Genomic DNA, 17,376 nt, shown 5'->3' with positions numbered 1-17,376 from the left:
GTTGCAGCGGCTGGCGGCCGCGTGGCACGAGCTGGTGATGGCCGATCCGGTCGTCAGCCACGCGTTCCACAACGAGGTGAAGCCCGATCACGTCGAACGGCTGGCGTCGTACTGGGCCGAGGCCCTCGGCGGGCCGCCGGCATACACGACGAAGTACGGCACCGAGGCTGATGTCCAGCGTCGGCACGCCGGGAACGGTGAGCACGACGAAATGAACCGGCTCGCGATCGACTGCTTCGACCAGGCGATGACCAACGCCGGGCTGACCGACCCGCGGGTCCGCCAGGTGCTGCACGACTACTTCGCGTGGGCGACCTTCAACACGATGTACCAGCACAACGGCGAGGAGATCAAGGACGGCCAGGCTGTCGTGCGATGGTCGTGGGACGGCCTGCACCCGTGACCAACCGGCCGAGATGGACGCACCACCCGCAGGCGCGGCTGATCACCGTCAGGAAGCAGCCGAATCGTGAAGAGGTAACGCCACCGCCGTCGTGACCACCTCGAGGGCCGGGTCGAACGGCACCGACGAGTTCCCGTCGACGATCACATGCGCGCGGGACCGCGTCGCCTGCTCGGCGAAGTGGTCGCGCTCCCAGCGCATCCACTCCAGCCAGTGATCGCGGAGCGCCTCGCCGTCGCGTTCGATCCCGCGGTCCAGCCGGACCTCGTTCGACGTCTCGACCCAGAGCCGCAGCGACTGCCAGTGCGCCGCGTCCCGGTCGCACGCGGTGACCCCTTCGACGATCAGCAGGTCCACGGTGTTCGGTACGACGTGCAGCTCGTCGTACGCGCCCTTGTACCAGTCGTACCGGCGGTACCGTCCCTCGCGGCCGTCGGCCAGCCGTTGCAGGACGTGGTCGCGGAGCAGGGCGAATCCACGCTCGGCCCCGGTCCAGCCGTCGTACAGGTCGTCCATGTGGATGACGTACGTGTTCAGGTCGCGCAGTTTCGCGCGGGCCTCGAAGGCGGCGGCGACGGTGGTCTTGCCGGAGCCGGCCGGTCCGTCGATGCCGATCAGCCGGGTCCGGCCCAGCTGCGGGGCGCCCGCCTGGACGTTGTCCAGCAGCGAGTCGATGGTCAGGGGTTTCGGGCCGTGGTCAAGGGCCTTGTCAGTTGATTCCATGGCGCTTCAGGATGTCCTCGATCTCGTCGAACTCCGACGATTCCTGCTGCTTCGCCTTCCCCTTTGACGGCTTGGCAGCTTGAGCGGTGGTGGCCGACGCCGGCGCGGGGCCGGTTCGCGTCAGCTCTCCCGCGGGCGAGGCGGGCTTCTTCTCTTTCGGTGCCTTCGGGGTGCGGCCGCGGGCGACGCCGGACACGACGTACAGCACGACGGAGACGCCGAACAGCGCGACCCCGGCCCAGACAGTCGGCGAGAAGATCAGGTGGGCGGCCCAGCTCACGACCGAGCGCACTACGTCCCACAGCACCTTCAGCAGGCCGGTCATGTACAGGGACACCGGCAGCAGCGACCAGGCCACTCCGCGCGTCCCTGCCGCGATCCCCCGGCGCCGCCAGGCGAACCACGAGCCGATCAGTCCGAGCAGCGTCAAGCCTGCACAGAGCGGCAGTAGCGTCGAAGCGTCGTAAGTAGGCACATGTCCAGGCTCGCACAGATGGCCCGCGATCCAAGAGGGGAACAGCCCTGACGTACCCCTGAAACAGCTGTCGGGGAGAATATGGACGTGCAACCAGAGCGGCGTTTGGCCTTCACCGGGTTCGACAACGACGACGGGTCGGCGGATCCGGCGCTGGCGGCGGCGCTCGCCGCGGGGGACGACGGCGCGGTGCTCGCGGCGCTCACCCGGGCCCGGCTGCTGGTGCCGGTGGTGGCGATGCTCGGCGAGCTCGAGTACGACGAGAACGGGCTCGCGCACGACAAGACCTCTGACATGGCGGTCGCGCTGCTGCAGGGGCAGGACGGGCGGAACGCACTGCTCGCGTTCAGCGGTACCGAGAGCCTGGCCCGCTGGAGCGCCGACGCGCGCCCGATGCCCGCCGAGACGAAGCTGGTCGCCACCGCGGCGATCCAGGAGGGCGCGGCCGCGATCGTCCTGGACGTCGCCGGTCCCGCGGCGGGCGTGATCGAGACCGACGACGTACGGCGCTTGGCCGCCGGCCTCCAGGTGGTACGCCTGGAAGACGGCGGCTACGCCTGGGTCGAGCCCGCCTGACCCCGCCTTTCCGGAAAGAAGTTGCCGCCTGGCGACGAATTCTTTCCGGAAAGCTCAGCCGACCGGGGAGGAGAGCGCGTCCATCGGCTTGGCGCGCATCGCGATCCGGCCGGTGATCGCGGTCGTCGGCAGCACCAGGAGCAGTACGACGGCCACCCACGCGAGCAGGATCCACACCGGGCCGGACGGGAGCGGCCAGCCGCGGGTCGCGACCGCGATCGGGAACACCGTGAACGCCGCCGTGACCAGTCCCGCGACCAGCCCGAGCGCCGCGATCAGCAGCCCCTCCAGGCCGAGCATCCGGGAGACCTCGCGCCGCGTCGACCCGGTCAGCCGCTGCAGCCCGAACTCGCGCCGCCGGTCCAGGACCGCGACCGCGATCGTGTTGATCGAGGCGATCGCCGTGTACGCGACCGCGATCGCGGCGAGCAGGTACCCGATCCACGCGTCCACGCCGAGCCCGGTGTCCAGCCCGTCGGCGAGCACGCTCCGCCCACCGATAGACGTACCGGGCCACTTGGACAGGTCGGTCTTGAGGACGGCCTTCTCGTTGTCGGTCTTCAGTACGAGCTGGCTCGGCAGGCCGGTCGTGGTGTGCGCGGCGAGCAGTTGCGCGGGCAGCAGGAGGGACTCGTAGCCGGACGGTCCTTCGGCCAGCGCGACCACCTTCAGCTTGACCAGCGCGTCGTCGCCGAGCCGTACGCCGAGCTCCGAGCCGACGTCGACCTTGAGCTTCTTCGCCGTACCGGGCGGGATCGCGATCGTGTCGCCGGTCAGGTCGTCGAGCGAACCCTTCGTCACCTTGTCCTTGTAGACCGGGCCGCTCAGCCCGAGCAGCGGCCACGCGTCGCTGGTGTGCGACGTGTCGTACGGCGCCTCGATCCAGCCCTTGCTGCGGACCAGTTCCGAGACCGTGGTGACGCCGGGCATCGTCCGGGCCGCCGCGGTCAGGGAGGCGGGGATGCCGCCCGCGGTGGAGCTGATCACGACGTCGCCGGCCAGGTTCTTCGTGAACGCGTCGACGGCCGCCTGCTGCTGCGTGGTCTGCGAGTAGATGTTGCCGACGGCAATCGCGGTGGCGATCGTGATCGGTACCAGGATCGCGCCGAACTGCACCGCCCGGACCCGGAGGTTGATCACGGCGAGGGCGCCGCTGGTACCGCGCTTCTCGACCAGGCGGGTGATGCGAGGGATGAGGGCGCGCTGGATCACCAGCGGGGCGAGGACCGCGACCGCGATCGAACCGGTCAGCCCGGCCGGGCCGCCGATCGCCGCGGCGTTGGCCGGACCCATGAACGGGGTGGACAGCGCGATCGCCACCGTGGCACCGGCGAACACCAGGCCGATGATCAGCCGGACGCGGCCGAGCGCGACGGTCGGTACGGCGGCCTCGGCGAGCGCCTGGATCGGGCGGATCCGGGCCGCGCGGGCGGCGGCGAAACCGACGGTGATCCGCAGTACGGCGAAGGTCAGGAGCGCGGCACCGGCGAACGGGAGCGGGCCCTGGTCGAAGCGGAGCTGCGGCGGGACGATGCCGCCGTCGGCCAGCATCCCGAAGATCCAGGTGCCGGCGATCCGGCCGCAGAGCAGTCCGAGGACGAGGCCGAGGACGCCGACCACCATGGTCTCGGCGATCACCATCTTGCCGACCTGGCGCGGGGTCGCACCGCTGGCGCGGAGCAGCGCCAGCTCGCGGCGGCGCTGGCGTACCGAGAGGCCGATCGTGGCGGAGACGACGAGCGCCATCACCACGGCCACCATGCCGCCGAACACGCCGGACATGATGATCAACGGCAGACTGGTCGCGATCCCGGAGAACTCCGCGACGCCCCGCTCGTCACCGGTGTACGCCTTCACACCGGCCGGCAGGTCGAGCCGCTTGACGAGGTCGCGCACCGAGGTCCCGTCCGCCGGGAACACCCCGATCGCGTCCACGCCCGCCGGGACGTCGGCGTCCGCGAAGAAGATCGCCGGTACCTCGACCTGATGCTCAGCAACCGCCGTACCCGCAAGCACGAACTCCCGCGGCTCACCACCCACGGTGATCATCACCCGCTCACCAGGTTTCGCGTTCCCCACCAATCGCTTGTCCAGCACAACCTGCCCGGCGCGGGGAGCCTGCCCGCTGGTCAGCCGGTACGGCGTCAGACCAGCAGACCCCCACCCATGCCCAGCCAGCACCCCACCGGCCCCGACTGCACCACCGTCGCCGCCCGTGCTGGATGTGAGTACAGCCGGGAAGGATCTGTCCGTGACTGCTTTTTCCACGCCTGGCGTGCTCACCAGTTTGGTGGTCAGAGACGGGTCCAGGCGGTGGCGTTCGGGGAGGGCGGCGGAGCCGCTGCCGTTCGGGGGGTGGTAGGCGGGGTCGCCGGTGACGACGATGGGGGCGGCGGAGAGGCGTTGGGGTGGGGCGTTCAGGCGGAGGCCGGTTTCGAGCAGGCCGCCGGCGGCGCTGAGCAGCGCCCCGCCGAGCAGGACCGCGACGAAGATCGCGAGGAACGCGGCGGTCCGGTACCGCAGAGTCGTGACGGCGAGGCGGAACATGTGCAGGTCTCCCTCAGGAAAAGTGAAGTCAGTTGGCGACGGCGCGGGTGGTGCTGAGGTGGGCGAGTTCGGCGGCCACGGATTCGGGGGTGGGGGTGGTGGACTCGGAGACGATGCGGCCGTCGACGAGGAACACGACGCGGTCGGCGTACGACGCGGCGACGGGGTCGTGGGTGACCATCACGATGGTTTGACCGAGCTGACGGGACTGGTCGCGGAGCAGGGTGAGGACCTCGAGCGCGGTGGTCGTGTCCAGCGCACCGGTCGGCTCGTCCGCGAACGTGATCGCCGTCCGACCGGCCAGCGCCCGCGCGATCGCCACGCGTTGCTGCTGTCCGCCGGACAGTTCGCTCGGCCGGTGCCGGACGCGTTCGCCGAGGCCGACGCGCCGGATCACCTCGCTCACCCACGCGTCGTCCGGCTGCTTTCCGGCGAGCGTCATCGGCAGTACGACGTTCTGCCGCACGGTCAGCGCCGGCATCAGGTTGAACGACTGGAAGACGAACGCGACATGCTCCCGCCGCAACTCCGTCAACGCCGTCTCGTCCAGCCCCTGCAACGACTGCCCGGCCAACTCCACCGAACCGGCCGTCGGCGTATCGAGCCCCGCTGCGCAGTGCAGCAAGGTGCTCTTACCGGACCCGGACGGCCCCATCACGGCCGTGAACGTCCCCGCCGCGAATCCGTACGTCACACCGGCCAGCGCGTCGACCGCGCCGGGCCCGGTGCCGTACACCTTGCGTACGTCGGTGAGCTGCACGGGCGCGTTCACGCGGCCACCAGCACATCGCTCTTGCGGTGGTACGACTCGTTGGTCCACCACAGGATCGCCACGATCGCGCCGAGGCCGAGGTCCGACCAGAGCCACCACGGCCCGTCGAAGTGACCGAAGACGGCCAGCGCCAGCCAGACCACGAACTGGACCACACAAGCGACCAGCCAGACACCGCTGAACGCCTGCAGCGCCAGCGTCAGCCCGCGCGGCGGGGCGGCGTTCGCGACATCGGACAGGATGTTCCGGAGCTCGCCGCGGGTGCGGGCCGTGAGTACCCGGTCCTGCCGGTCGCTCGCCTGCGACGGGGTGAGGACGGCCTGCCGTACGGCGCTCTCCAGCCGGGCGATCGCCGCGCTCCGGTCGGCGTCGGTCAGTGCGACCTGGTCCGGGGTGATCAGTGCTTCGAGCAAGTTGTTCATGAGAGTTGGTCCTTTCAGCGGGTTCCGATGTGAAAAAGCGTAAGGGTTGAACAGTTTCATCTACCCGGTGCTCAGGACCCGTTTCCAGGTGGTGCTAGCACCCCTTTCCGGCGTCGCCGGCGTACGACAGGATGGGAGGTATGACCGAGGACCAGGGGGAGCTGCCACCGGGGCTGGCCCTGGCCTGGGGCGTGCAGCCGGTCCAGCGGCGCGGGCCGAAGCCGGCCCTGACGGTCGAGCAGATCGTGGCCACCGGCATCGAGTTCGGCGACCGGTACGGGTTCGAGGCGATCTCGCTGCAGCGGATCGCGGCCCGGCTCGGCGTCACCACGAACGCGATGTACCGCTACGTCCGCTCCAAGGAGGAGCTGATCGTGCTCGTCCACGACGCGGCCGTCGCCTCGCCCCCGGAGCTCCCGAAGGGCTGGAGGCCGGCCGCGATCGCGTGGGTCGATGCCCAGGTCAAGCAGTACGCCGACCGCCCGTGGCTGCTCGACGTACCGATCCGGGGCGCGCCCACCACGCCGCGCATCCTGCGCTGGGTCGAGGTGATGCTCGCCGCGCTCGCCGGGACCGGGCTGAGCCAGCACGACAACCTCGGCTGTCTGATGCTGCTGGACGGGTACGTGCGCAGCTACGCCAGCCTCGCGCGACAGCTCGGTGCCAGCGACAACACCCCGGTCCAGGCCGAGCAGGTCGGCCGCTTCCTGGTGCCGCGGCTGCTGGAGGGCGACTACCGGACGGTGGCGTCGCTGTACCTGAACTCGGAGTACGAGGACGAGCTCGACGACGACCTGGAGTTCGGACTGGCCAGGATCCTGGACGGCATCGAGGCGCTGATCGCGCAGCAGTAACCGGGAGCTGCGTCAGGTCCTCACGAGATGATCCGCACCGGGCCGTTCGCGCGGGCCGCGACCCACTGCCGGTGGAATTCGCTGCCGGGGGCAACTTCCGCGCGCCGGTCCGGTTCGGCCCGGAGGTCGATCGGCGCGGGCAACGTGGTCACCGGCTCCTGCTGCGGTACGCCGTTCAGCCGGACGTCGGCGATCAGCTCGGCGAGCGCCTGCGCGGCCGGTTTGCGCTGGTGGTCGACCGTGAACAGCCCGAGGTCGTACTCACGGTCCGGGAAGTCGAGCAGCCGCCGGTCGATGTCGTGCGACGACCACCAGGTGACGCCGTACAGCGCCGGATTCGTGAGCACGTTGGAGACCGTACGGCGGGTGAACTCGGCCTGCAGGTCGACGGGAATGTCCGGCCCCGGTACGCCGACCTCCTGCAGCCAGACGGGCCGTTCCGGCGCGAGGGACCGGGCGAGTTCGATCAGGTAGTCGGCATGCGTGAGCGTCGCCGGGCCGAGCGGACCGTCCACGCGGGAGACCCCGTTGAACACCCACGAGTGCACGGTCGTCAGGTCGCCCAGGTCCACGGCGTCGGCCGGGAGGAACGGGTGGTCGCCCTTGTAGAACGCGTCGTCGAAGACCGAGTGCAGCGCGAGGACGTCCGGCGCCGCCTTCTTCAGCGTGCCCAGCAGGTCCCGCGCCCACGCCGTCGAGGTCTCCGCGGTGGTGGAGCTGTCCGGCCAGAGGTTGTTGACCTCGTTCCCGAGCGTGATCGCGAAGACGTTCGGTTTGGTCGCCACCGCGCGCGCCACGACGTCGACGTACGCCGTGAGCCCCTCGCGGACGGTCGGGTCCTCGAACAGGCTGCTCCGGTGCCAGGTCAGCATCCACGACGGCAGGAAGTCGAAGCTCGACAGGTGCCCCTGGATCAGGTCGACCGCGACGGTCAGCCCGTACTCGGCGGCGGCGTCGATCGTGTCCAGCAGGTCGGCGATCGCGCGCTCGCGGATGATCGCCCGGTTCGGCTGGATCCACGGCCAGACCGGGAACACCCGGACGTGGTCGAGGCCCATCCCGGCCAGGTCGGCGAAGTCGCGGCGGACCGCGGCACCGTCGTAGTCGAGCCAGCTGTAGAACCACCCCGCCGACGGAACGTAGTTCGCCCCGAACCGGGGCGTGGTGGTCTGCAAAGCCATGCCGAGGATGCTAAATCGGTTTAGGACGCCAGCGCAAACATCAGCCGGGTGGAGCCGTGGACTCGCGGACCGTGAGCACCGGATCGGCGGTGCGGCGGTTGATGACCGTGGTCGGGTCGGCGATGGTGTCCAGCAGCACCTCGGCGGCCTGGCGGCCGAAGTCGAAGGTGTCGCGGGACAGGGCGGTCAGCGCGGGGTGCATCAGCTGCGTGAGGATCGAGTCGTCGAACGCGACGATCGACAGCTCGCCTGGCACCGCGACGCCCATCTCCATCGCGACGCCGAGGCCTGCGACCGCCATCACGTCGCTGTCGTAGACGATCGCGGTCGGGCGGTCCGGCTGGGACAGCAGCTTGCGGGTGATCGCGGCGCCTTCCGCGTCGCTGAAGTCGGTGGTCAGCGACGGCGCGTCGAGCAGCCCGAGCCGGGGCGCCGCGTCCCGGACCGCGCGGATCCGGCGCTGGGTGTGCTGGAAGTTCGGCGTACCGGCGACGTGTGCGATCCGCCGGTGGCCGAGCGCGGCCAGGTACTCGACGATCGCCAGCATCGCGTCCCGGTCGTCGGCCCACACCGAGGCCAGCGCGCCCTTGCCGCCGCGGCCGCCGATCACCACGGCCGGCAGCTCGAGCGCCTTCAGCTCGTCGACCCGTGGGTCCTTCACGGTCAGGTCGACCAGGATCACGCCGTCCACCCGGTGCTCCGACGCCCACCGCCGGTACACCTCGATCTCGCCCGCGGTGTCCTCGACGATCAGCAGCTGCAGCGAGATCGACTCCGCGGACAGGCCGGACTGTACGCCGGACAGCAGGTGCGCGAAGAACGGTTCGACGCCGAGCGTCCGGGCCGGCCGGGCGATCACCATGCCGACCGAGTCCACCCGGGACGCGCCGAGCGCCCGCGCCGCGCTGTGCGGCCGCCAGCTCATCTGCTCGGCGATCTTCAGGATCCGCTCCCGGGTCGCGTCGCTGACCCCCGGCCGCCCGTTCAGCGCGAACGACACCGCGCCCTTGGACACCCCGGCCCTGGTCGCGATGTCCGCGATCGTCGGTCTCGCCATCTCGTCACCTTCCCACACCCTTGACAGCGGATTCTACGATGTGGATAGTTCGGGAGCTATACCGGTTTATCAAACCCAGGAGATCCCCATGCGTAGACGCCGTCCGGCGTTCGTGGCAGTTCTTGCCGCGGCCGCTCTCACCCTCGCCGGCTGCGGCCTCGGTTCCCAGGACTCCGGCAGCAGCAGCGGCGGATCCAAGCCGACCGTGGGCGCGAACGCCCAGGTGACGGGTGAGGTCAGCTTCCAGACCTGGGCGCTGAAGCCCAAGTTCACGTCGTACGTCGAGGGCGTGATCAAGGCGTTCGAGGCGAAGTACCCCGGCACGCACGTGACCTGGCTGGACCAGCCGGGCGACGGCTACGACAAGAAGGTGCTGAGCCAGGCGTCGGCCGGTCAGCTCCCGGACGTGACCAACCTGCCGCCGGACTTCGCCCTCAGCCTGGCCAAGCAGAACATGCTGCTCGACGTCGCCGCCGCGGACCCGAAGATCAAGGACGAGTACGTCGAGGGCGGCGTGCAGGCGTACGAGTACCAGGGCATGGACGGCACCTACGGCTACCCGTGGTACCTGAACACCGACATCGACTACTGGAACGCGACCAAGTTCGCCGCGGCCGGCCTGGACGTGAAGAACCCGCCGAAGACCTTCGACGAGCTGCTCGCGGCCGCGAAGACCATGCACGACAAGACCGGCGGCAAGGAATACCTGATGAGCCGGCTCCCGGGCATCGGCGACTTCACCAACGCCGGGATCAAGATCCTGTCCGACGACGGCAAGAAGTTCGTCTTCAACACCCCCGAGGCCGCGGCGCTGCTGGACAAGTACCGGGACGCCTACAAGGCCGGGTACATGCCGCGTGACATCCTGACCAACGAGTACCTGGGCAACTCGAAGCTGTTCACCCAGGGCAAGGTCGCCTGGACCACCGGCGGCGGCAACGCGATCCAGGACTTCGTCAAGGACAACCCGTCGCTGAAGGGCAAGGTCGTCCCGTCGCCCGCGCTGGACACGCCGCCGCTGTACGTGCAGGGGCTGTCGGTGTCGGCCAAGACCAAGAACCAGGCCGCCGCGATCGCGCTCGCCCGGTTCGTCACGAACGCCGAGAACCAGGCCGCGTTCGCGAAGATCGTGAACATCTTCCCGTCCACCAAGGCCTCCGCGCAGGACCCGTACTTCTCGAAGTCCGACGGTACGCCGGAGAGCGACGCGAAGGTGCTCGCGTTCCAGTCGCTGGCCAAGGCGAAGAACCTGCAGCCGCCGGTGATCAGTGGCGCGACCAACGACTTCATCGGGCAGCAGATCTCGCTGGCGATCTCCGGCAAGATCTCGTCCCAGGCCGCCCTCGACGCCGCGGTGGCCAAGGCCGACCAGCTGCTCACCTCCTGATGCGTTACAACCGGTGGTTCACCCCGTGGGTGCTGGTGATTCCGGCACTCACGTGGTTGCTGGTGTTCAACCTGTGGCCGTCGATCAACACCGTGATCCTGTCGTTCACCAACGCCAGGCCGATCGGCGGCGGCCACTTCGTCGGGCTGAAGAACTTCGAGACCCTGCTGCACGACGAGCAGCTGCGCTGGGCGTTGCTGAACAGCGTCATCTACATGGTGGTCTGCCTGCCGTTCCTCACGGTCCTGCCGCTGCTGCTCGCCGTACTGGTCGAGAAGAAGCTGCCCGGCATCACCTTCTTCCGTACGGCGTTCTACACGCCGGTCGTGGCGTCCGCGGTCGTGGTGGCGCTGATCTGGCAGTGGATCCTCGATGACCGCGGCCTGGTGAACGGGCTGGCCGAGAAGCTCGGCGTGATCTCCGGGCCGCTGCCGTTCCTGTCCGACCAGTGGCTGTTGTTGCTGAGCGCAATCAGTCTGACGATCTGGAAGGGGCTGGGGTACTACATGATCATCTACCTGGCCGCCCTCGGGAACGTCGGGCGCGAGCTGCACGAGGCGGCCGCGGTCGACGGCGCGAGTCCGTTGCGGCGGTTCGTGCACGTGACGATTCCCGGCGTCCGGGGGACCATGATCCTGATCTCGATCCTGATCTCGGTGTCCGCGCTGCGGGTGTTCTCGGAGCTGTTCATCCTGAGCGGCGGCAAGGGCGGCCCGGGCGGACGGGACAACTCGGTGGTGATGCTGATCCAGCAGTACAGCCAGGGCTTCGAGGGCAACCTCGGGTACGCGTCGGCGCTGTCGATCGTGCTGTTCTTCGTCACCGTCGTACCGATGCTGGTACTGGCGCGTCTCAACCGCCGAGGAGCCGAAGCATGACGACTGTCACCGAACGGCCGGCGGAAGCGGCAACCGCCCCACCGGCCCGGCGTTCCCGTTCGTTCGGGTTCAACACGGTGTCGCCGCGGGAGAAGGTGGTCCGCTACCTGCTGCTGGTGTTCGTGCTGCTGATCACGATCGGGCCGTTCCTGTGGCAGCTGTCGACGTCGCTGAAGGGATCCGGCGAGGACATCTACACCCGGATCCCGCGGCTGCTCCCGGCGCAACCGACGTTCAGCCACTACAAGGAGGTCACCGACACCATCCCGGTCCTCGACTACGCGCGGAACTCGCTGGTGGTCGCGTTCCTGGTTGTCGGCGGCAACATCATCGGCGCGTCGCTGGCCGGGTTCGCGATCTCCCGGCTGCAGTTCCGCGGCCGCAAGATCGTCCTCGGGCTGTTCCTCGCGACGCTGGTGCTGCCGGGCGAGGTGACGATCATCTCGCAGTACGTGACGGTCCGGGAGTTCGGGCTGGCGAACACATTGTTCGGTGTCGCGCTGCCCGGCATGATCGGCGCCTTGAACGTCCTGCTGATGTACAACGCGTTCCGCGCGCTGCCGCTGGAGGTCGACCAGGCCGCGATCGTGGACGGCGCGAACGCCTGGCAGCGGTTCGTGTACATCGGCCTGCCGTCGGTGCGCGGGACGATCAGCGTGATCGCGATCTTCGCGTTCATCGGCGCCTGGGACGACTTCCTCTGGCCGCTGATCGTGCTCACCGATCCGAACAAGTACACGCTGACCGTCGGCCTGCAGTACCTGTCCGGCACCTTCAGCAACAACCCCCGCCTGATCGCGGCCGGCACGATGATCGCCTTCATCCCGATCGTGATCGTGTTCGCCACGCTGCAACGCTTCTTCTTCAAGGGCGTCGAGGAAGGCGCGGTCAAGGGCTGAGCAGGTCACGCATCGCTTCGACGAACGGTCCGGTGTCGGTCAGTTCGAAGGCGGCGCACTGCAGTACGTAGCCGTGCAGCAGGGCCATCAGGACGCGGGCCGCGTTCTCCGGGTCCAGGCCCTGCCGGACCAGCCCGTCCTCCTGGCCGCGACGCAGGTCCTCGGCGATCCGGCCGCGGACCTCGTCGAACCCGGCGATCGCGCGGGCGCGCATGCCGTCGTGGCGGACGAGCTCGGCCCAGCTCTCGATGCCGCACCGGATCAGCTCGTCGATCGGGACCTCGGCGCCGTCGACGTCCCGGACGGCGCCCGGCGCGAAGCGTTCGGCCGCCGTCGTCGCGAACTCCGCCGGGGTGGTCGGCCCGGCGGCCGACTCGTCGATCCCGAACAGCGCGTGGAAGGCCTGGCCGGAGATCTCCAGGACCAGTTCCTCCTTGCCGGCGAAGTGCCGGTACGCCGCGCCGACGGACAGGCCGGCCTCGGCCGCGATGTCGGCCATCGAGGTCCGGTGGAACCCGTCCCGGGCGAAGCACCGGCGCGCCGCGGCGACGATCTCGGTACGGCGAGCGACCCGTCGGGCCTCGGTCAGGCGTGGCATCCGGCCATCATAGTGAATGCTGATTCGCGTTGACAATCACCCGGATCCGGGTACATGGTGAATACTCATTCGCTGTGTGGAGGTTGATCGAGATGGCACTCACGGTGTGCTGCTACCGCTACGACACCACCCAGGCACTGCTCGACGGCACGGCCGGCATCACCGGGTACGACGCGACGTACGAGGCCGCGCCGACCGTGATCGACGTGTTCGAGCGGATGCTGACGAAGCGCGAGTTCGACGTCGCCGAGCTCGGGCTGACGTACCTGCTGCGGTCGATGGAGGACGGCGACCGGCCGTTCGTCGCGCTGCCGGTCTTCCCGAACCGGATCTTCCGGCACAGCTGCGTCTTCGTGAACCGGCACAGCGGGATCCGCGGCCCGGAGGACCTGGTCGGCAGAACGATCGGCGAGTTCGGGATGTACGGGCAGGACTCCGGGATCTGGGCGAAGGGCGCGCTGTCCGACGACCACGGCTTCGACCCGGCCGCCAACCGCTGGTTGATCGGCGGGCTGAACGAGCCGATGCCGCCGTTCCCGTTCACCTCGCACCCGCGTCCGGCCGGCGTGGACATCCGCGAGGCCGACGATGCGCTCGCGACCATGCTCGCCGACGGCCGGATCGACGCGCTGTTCACCGCGAACGTCCCGCAGAACGTCCTCGACGGTACGGCGCCCGACGTGGTCCGGCTGTTCCCGGACTACCCGGCCGTCGAGCGGGACTACTACCGGCGTACCGGGATCTTCCCGATGATGCACACGGTCGTGATGCCGCGGGATCTGGCCGAGCGGCAGCCGGAGCTGGTCCGGGCGACGTACGACGCGTTCGTCGAGGCGCGTGCGGTCGCGATGCGCCGGTACGCCGCGGACCGGAGGATCTTCGAGGTCAGCACGATGATCCCGTGGGTCGACCGGCTGTTCGAGGAGAACCGCGAGCTGTTCGGGGCGGACTGGTGGCCGCCGTACGGCTTCACGGCGAACCGGTCCACGCTGGACACCTTCCTGCGCTACTCACACGAACAAGGCCTGACCTCGCGGCGCTGGACGCCTGAGGAACTCTTCACACTCCTCGAAAGCTAGGGTCTTCGGCGAAGTCGAGCCACAGCGTGACGTCGGCGGCGGTGTGGTGGCGGATGGACCAGTCGACCTGGCGGAGCATCATGTGCGCCCAGTAGCGACGGAGGGCGCCGGGGGACAGCCTGCTTTCCAGGAGTTCGTCGAACCAGCCGAGGTCGGCGCCGGCCATCCGGACGTGGGCGTCGAAGCGGAGCGTGACCAGGCCGAAGTGCCGGTCGCCACGGCCGATGCCGTCCCAGTCGACGATGCCGGTGAGGTTCCCGGTGTCGTCGACCAGCACGTTGGCGGTGTGGAAGTCGAGGTGGACGAGGTCGTCGCCGGTCATCCCCTCGGGTTCGGCGCGGCCGATCTCGTGGATCCGGCCGAGCAGCCTGCGGGTGCGGTCGTCGTACCGCTCGAGGGATTCGTGCAGGCAGTATCCGGGCCCGCTCTCCAGCAGGTACAACGGGGGCGCCGGCAGCGCGGGTGCGATCCCGGCGAACCGGTCCGCCAGCGCGATCATTGCCTCCAGCAACGGCCTGTCGACCTTCTGCGGCGGCCGTCCCGGCAACCGCTCCTGCACCACCCCGACGGCGTCTCCCAGGTCGGCCAGCAGTTGGTATTCCGGAACCGGCAGCCCGCGCGCCCGCGCCGCCGCCAGCACCTCCGCCGTCCGCCGCACCTCGTCGATCCCGCCGGACCCGCGGGTCAGCACCGCATCCCGCCCGTCCGGCCACCGCACGAACGCCGCCCCCACCTGCCCGCCGGCCGCCCGCCCGACGAACTCCAGCCCAGCACCGGTCCGGCCATTCACCGCCTCCAGCAACACCCGCGCATCAAGCTTCGGAACAGGGGGCGGCAGATCGGGCATGGCGCGACCGTACCCGCGCCGCGCCGAACGGCCGACTGGATTTCACGAACTTGTTCGTAACGAACATGTTCGTTATGATGGAAGAGCGCCTGAGAGGCGGGAGTGAGGTGGAGAGGTGACTGAGGAACCGAGGAGTAGGCGGGAGCGGCCCGCGAAGGTGGCGTTGTCGCGGCGGGGGATTGTCGCGGCGGCGGTTGAGGTGATGCGGGCCGAGGGGATGGACCGGGTCACGATGCGGCGGCTGGCGAAGGAGCTGGATACCGGGCCGGCGTCGTTGTACGTCTACTTCCGGAACACCGCGCTCCTGCACGGTGCGGTGCTCGACGACCTGCTGGCGGCGGTGGACCTGTCGGCGGTGACGGCTGCGGGTGGTTGGCGGGAGCGGGTCGCGGCGGTGCTCACGTCGTACACACAGGTCCTGTTTGAGTACCCGAGCCTCGCGCAGTCGGCTGTGGCGGCTCGGCCGGCGGGGGAGAACTACCTGCGGCTTGTTGAGGGCCTGCTGGCGTTGCTGGACGAGGGTGGTGTGCCACCGGCGCAGGCGGCGTGGGGTGTGGACCTCCTGCTGCAGCTGGCAACAGCAACGGCTGCTGAGCACGCAGGTGGGGACGACGCGGAGGCCTGGGGTGTTGCGCGGGCGGCGTTGCTCGCGGTGGAGCCGGAGACGCATCCGCGGATTGCTGCGCTCGGCGAGGACCTGTTCAGCGGGCCGGGCGAGCAGCGGCTGGCCTGGGGGATCAACGTACTGATCAACGGGGTGCTCGGCACTCCACGCACGGGAGGTGTGTCGGCATGATCGCGATCATCGGTGCTGGGCTCGGTGGACTGACGCTGGCCCGGATTCTGCACGTCAACGGCGTCGAGGTCGTCGTGTACGAGGCGGACGCGTCGCCGGCGGCGCGCACGCAGGGCGGGATGCTCGACATCCACGAGGACTCCGGACAGGTGGCGCTGCGTGCGGCCGGGCTGTACGACGACTTCCTGCCGCTGGTGCTGCCCGGCGGCGACGCGATGAAGGTGTACGACAAGCACGCCGTACTGCGGCACGCGGACGACGGCGGCAACGGACGGCCCGAAGTACATCGGAAGGCCCTGCGGGACCTGCTGATCGGCAGCCTGCCCGACGGGATGATTCGCTGGGGTTCGAAGGTGGACGTGGTCGACGGGAAGCTGCAGCTCGGGGATGCCGTGGACCTGATCGTCGGGGCCGACGGCGCGTGGTCGAAGGTGCGGTCGCTGGTGTCGGACGCGGTGCCGCGGTACGCCGGGATCTCGTTCGCGGAGCTGGACCTGCTCGATCCCGACGTACGGCATCCGGAGAGTGGCGAGCTGGTCGGTGGCGGGTCGATGTTCGCGCTGTCCGACGGGCGCGGGCTGCTGGCGCACCGGGAGCCGGATCGCCTGCACGTGTACGCCGCGTACCGGGCGGCCGAGCATGCGCCGATCACCCGTGCGCAACTGGAGGACGCTTTTGCCGGCTGGGACGACGGGCTGCTCCGGCTGATCCGGGAGGCCGACGGCGAACCGATCCTGCGGCCGATCCACGCGCTGCCGGTCGGGCACCAGTGGAAGCCGGTGCCGGGTGTCACGTTGCTCGGGGACGCAGCGCATCTGATGTCCCCGTTCGCCGGCGAGGGCGCCAACCTCGCGCTCCAGGACGCCGCCGAACTGGCTGCCACCCTGCTGGCCGGCGAGCCCGTGGCCAGCTACGAGTCGGCGCTCTTCACTCGCGGCGAACGGGCCGCCCTCGAATCGGCCGAGAATCTCGACGTCATCTTCGCTCCGGACGCACCGACCGGCCTGGTCAATTTCTTCCGCGGTTTCTAGCTGCGAGGTCAATCAAGTTTGCGCCATGGATACCGGGTATGCATACTCAGTATCCATGGCGATCGAACAGGGGTTGGTGGTGCGTGACCTGACCCGGGTCCACGGGGACGGCGCGCAGGCGGTGCAGGCGTTGCGGGGTGTGGGGCTCACGGTGCGGCCGGGGGAGCTGGTCGCGGTGATGGGGCCGTCGGGGTCGGGCAAGTCGACGCTGCTGACCTGCGCCGGCGGGCTCGACCGGCCGACCGGCGGGCAGGTGCTGGTCGACGGCAACGACCTCACCGCGCTGAGTGCGACCGCGGTGGCGGCGGTCCGGCGGCGGCTGATCGGGTACGTGTTCCAGGACTTCAACCTGATCCCCGCGCTCACCGCGGCGGAGAACGTCGCGCTCCCGCTCGAGCTGGACGGCGTACGGACCCGGGCCGCTCGCAAGCAGGCCCGGGCGGCGCTGGCCGAGGTCGACATCGAAGACCTCGCCGACCGCTTCCCGGACGACATGTCCGGTGGCCAGCGGCAGCGGGTCGCCATCGCCCGGGCCATTGTCGGTGAGCGCCGCCTGCTGCTGGCCGACGAGCCGACCGGCGCACTCGACTCCAGCACCGGCGAAGCCGTCTTGCAGCTGCTCCGTGACCGCTGCGATGAACACGGTATCGCTGGTGTCCTCGTCACCCACGACGCACGGCACGCTGCGTGGGCGGACCGTGTCATCTACCTGCGCGACGGCCGCATCGACGGTCAGACGGATGCCCTGCCGGACGCAGACGTGTTGCTGGAGGCTCCGCAGTGAAACTCCTCAACGACTGGGTCCTGGCCTTGCGCTTGGCCCGCCGTACGGCGCGGCGCACCCTGGGACG

19 protein-coding genes are annotated in these 17,376 nt (G+C 69.7%); 10 read left to right on the top strand and 9 right to left on the bottom strand.

The genetic code is table 11. The annotated features are described in order from the left end of the window. Positions 1-403 (top strand): oxidoreductase (locus tag VFF46_RS09525; protein ID WP_325036685.1); only part of this gene is annotated, 403 nt, incomplete at its 5' end. Positions 404-451: 48 nt separating this feature from the next. Here VFF46_RS09525 and VFF46_RS09520 read toward each other — a convergent pair. Together VFF46_RS09520 and VFF46_RS09515 are read right to left on the bottom strand one after the other, a co-directional pair. After that, positions 452-1,126 carry a hypothetical protein gene (locus VFF46_RS09520; protein ID WP_325036684.1) on the bottom strand — a complete coding sequence of 225 codons (675 nt, stop codon included), beginning with the start codon at positions 1,124-1,126 and terminating at the stop codon, positions 452-454. Then, on the bottom strand, positions 1,113-1,601 hold the full coding sequence (locus tag VFF46_RS09515; protein ID WP_325036683.1) for a hypothetical protein: 489 nt from the start codon (positions 1,599-1,601) through the stop codon (positions 1,113-1,115). Before VFF46_RS09515 ends, VFF46_RS09520 begins: the two co-directional genes overlap by 14 nt. An 81-nt stretch (positions 1,602-1,682) precedes the next feature. On the opposite strand from VFF46_RS09515, the gene VFF46_RS09510 reads away from it, so the two are divergent. Then, positions 1,683-2,177 carry an SseB family protein gene (locus VFF46_RS09510; RefSeq protein WP_325036682.1) on the top strand — a complete coding sequence of 165 codons (495 nt, stop codon included), beginning with the start codon at positions 1,683-1,685 and terminating at the stop codon, positions 2,175-2,177. 54 nt (positions 2,178-2,231) lie between these two features. Here VFF46_RS09510 and VFF46_RS09505 read toward each other — a convergent pair whose 3' ends face one another. The 3 genes from VFF46_RS09505 to VFF46_RS09495 are packed head-to-tail and all read right to left on the bottom strand — an operon-like array spanning position 2,232 to position 5,918. Beyond that, entirely contained in the window at positions 2,232-4,724 is a 2,493-nt protein-coding gene (locus tag VFF46_RS09505) for an ABC transporter permease (RefSeq protein ID WP_325036681.1), read from the bottom strand. A gap of 28 nt (positions 4,725-4,752) precedes the next feature. After that, positions 4,753-5,496: an ABC transporter ATP-binding protein gene (locus tag VFF46_RS09500; RefSeq protein WP_325036680.1), complete on the bottom strand. Its 744-nt coding sequence runs from the start codon at positions 5,494-5,496 to the stop codon at positions 4,753-4,755. Beyond that, the gene (locus tag VFF46_RS09495; protein WP_325036679.1) at positions 5,493-5,918 is read right to left on the bottom strand and encodes a DUF1707 domain-containing protein; all 426 of its coding nucleotides are present in this window, start codon (positions 5,916-5,918) and stop codon (positions 5,493-5,495) included. Before VFF46_RS09495 ends, VFF46_RS09500 begins: the two co-directional genes overlap by 4 nt. Positions 5,919-6,058: 140 nt before the next feature. Here VFF46_RS09495 and VFF46_RS09490 point away from each other — a divergent pair, with 140 nt between their 5' ends. After that, positions 6,059-6,772 carry a TetR/AcrR family transcriptional regulator gene (locus tag VFF46_RS09490; RefSeq protein WP_325036678.1) on the top strand — a complete coding sequence of 238 codons (714 nt, stop codon included), beginning with the start codon at positions 6,059-6,061 and terminating at the stop codon, positions 6,770-6,772. Between the two features lie 20 nt (positions 6,773-6,792). On the opposite strand, the gene VFF46_RS09485 is transcribed toward VFF46_RS09490, so the two are convergent. Together VFF46_RS09485 and VFF46_RS09480 are read right to left on the bottom strand one after the other, a co-directional pair. Continuing rightward, on the bottom strand, positions 6,793-7,953 hold the full coding sequence (locus VFF46_RS09485) for a glycosyl hydrolase (RefSeq protein WP_325036677.1): 1,161 nt from the start codon (positions 7,951-7,953) through the stop codon (positions 6,793-6,795). A 40-nt stretch (positions 7,954-7,993) separates the two neighbouring features. Further along, a complete protein-coding gene (locus tag VFF46_RS09480; protein WP_325036676.1) occupies positions 7,994-9,010 on the bottom strand; it encodes a LacI family DNA-binding transcriptional regulator in 1,017 nt (338 codons plus the stop codon). 88 nt (positions 9,011-9,098) lie between these two features. On the opposite strand from VFF46_RS09480, the gene VFF46_RS09475 reads away from it, so the two are divergent. Genes VFF46_RS09475 through VFF46_RS09465 form a run of 3 tightly spaced genes read left to right on the top strand, consistent with a single transcriptional unit; the run spans position 9,099 to position 12,174 of the window. Continuing rightward, positions 9,099-10,397: a sugar ABC transporter substrate-binding protein gene (locus tag VFF46_RS09475; RefSeq protein WP_325036675.1), complete on the top strand. Its 1,299-nt coding sequence runs from the start codon at positions 9,099-9,101 to the stop codon at positions 10,395-10,397. Further along, complete coding sequence (locus VFF46_RS09470) at positions 10,397-11,275, top strand: sugar ABC transporter permease (RefSeq protein WP_325036674.1); 879 nt, start codon at positions 10,397-10,399, stop codon at positions 11,273-11,275. The genes VFF46_RS09475 and VFF46_RS09470 overlap by 1 nt, the downstream gene beginning before the upstream one ends. After that, a complete protein-coding gene (locus VFF46_RS09465; protein WP_325036673.1) occupies positions 11,272-12,174 on the top strand; it encodes a carbohydrate ABC transporter permease in 903 nt (300 codons plus the stop codon). Before VFF46_RS09470 ends, VFF46_RS09465 begins: the two co-directional genes overlap by 4 nt. On the opposite strand, the gene VFF46_RS09460 is transcribed toward VFF46_RS09465, so the two are convergent. Continuing rightward, positions 12,164-12,772 carry a TetR/AcrR family transcriptional regulator gene (locus VFF46_RS09460; RefSeq protein WP_325036672.1) on the bottom strand — a complete coding sequence of 203 codons (609 nt, stop codon included), beginning with the start codon at positions 12,770-12,772 and terminating at the stop codon, positions 12,164-12,166. The two genes, VFF46_RS09465 and VFF46_RS09460, sit on opposite strands and share 11 nt — an antisense overlap. Before the next feature lie 92 nt (positions 12,773-12,864). Here VFF46_RS09460 and VFF46_RS09455 point away from each other — a divergent pair, with 92 nt between their 5' ends. Further along, positions 12,865-13,851, top strand: coding sequence for a hypothetical protein (locus VFF46_RS09455; RefSeq protein ID WP_325036671.1), 987 nt, complete (start codon positions 12,865-12,867; stop codon positions 13,849-13,851). Here VFF46_RS09455 and VFF46_RS09450 read toward each other — a convergent pair. Continuing rightward, positions 13,832-14,698, bottom strand: a complete 867-nt coding sequence (locus VFF46_RS09450) for a phosphotransferase family protein (protein WP_325036670.1) — start codon at positions 14,696-14,698, stop codon at positions 13,832-13,834. The two genes, VFF46_RS09455 and VFF46_RS09450, sit on opposite strands and share 20 nt — an antisense overlap. Positions 14,699-14,813: 115 nt before the next feature. Here VFF46_RS09450 and VFF46_RS09445 point away from each other — a divergent pair, with 115 nt between their 5' ends. From VFF46_RS09445 to VFF46_RS09435, 3 genes are read left to right on the top strand one after another with little or no spacing between them, the layout of a single operon-like run. Further along, entirely contained in the window at positions 14,814-15,494 is a 681-nt protein-coding gene (locus VFF46_RS09445) for a TetR/AcrR family transcriptional regulator (protein ID WP_325036669.1), read from the top strand. Then, positions 15,491-16,525 carry an NAD(P)/FAD-dependent oxidoreductase gene (locus VFF46_RS09440; protein WP_325036668.1) on the top strand — a complete coding sequence of 345 codons (1,035 nt, stop codon included), beginning with the start codon at positions 15,491-15,493 and terminating at the stop codon, positions 16,523-16,525. Before VFF46_RS09445 ends, VFF46_RS09440 begins: the two co-directional genes overlap by 4 nt. Positions 16,526-16,580: 55 nt before the next feature. Beyond that, positions 16,581-17,309 carry an ABC transporter ATP-binding protein gene (locus VFF46_RS09435; protein WP_325036667.1) on the top strand — a complete coding sequence of 243 codons (729 nt, stop codon included), beginning with the start codon at positions 16,581-16,583 and terminating at the stop codon, positions 17,307-17,309. Positions 17,310-17,376 lie beyond the last annotated feature (67 nt).

It is taken from the genome of Kribbella sp. (assembly GCF_035655035.1).
Lineage (GTDB): Bacteria > Actinomycetota > Actinomycetes > Propionibacteriales > Kribbellaceae > Kribbella.
This window is presented reverse-complemented; position numbering and strand designations above follow the sequence as displayed.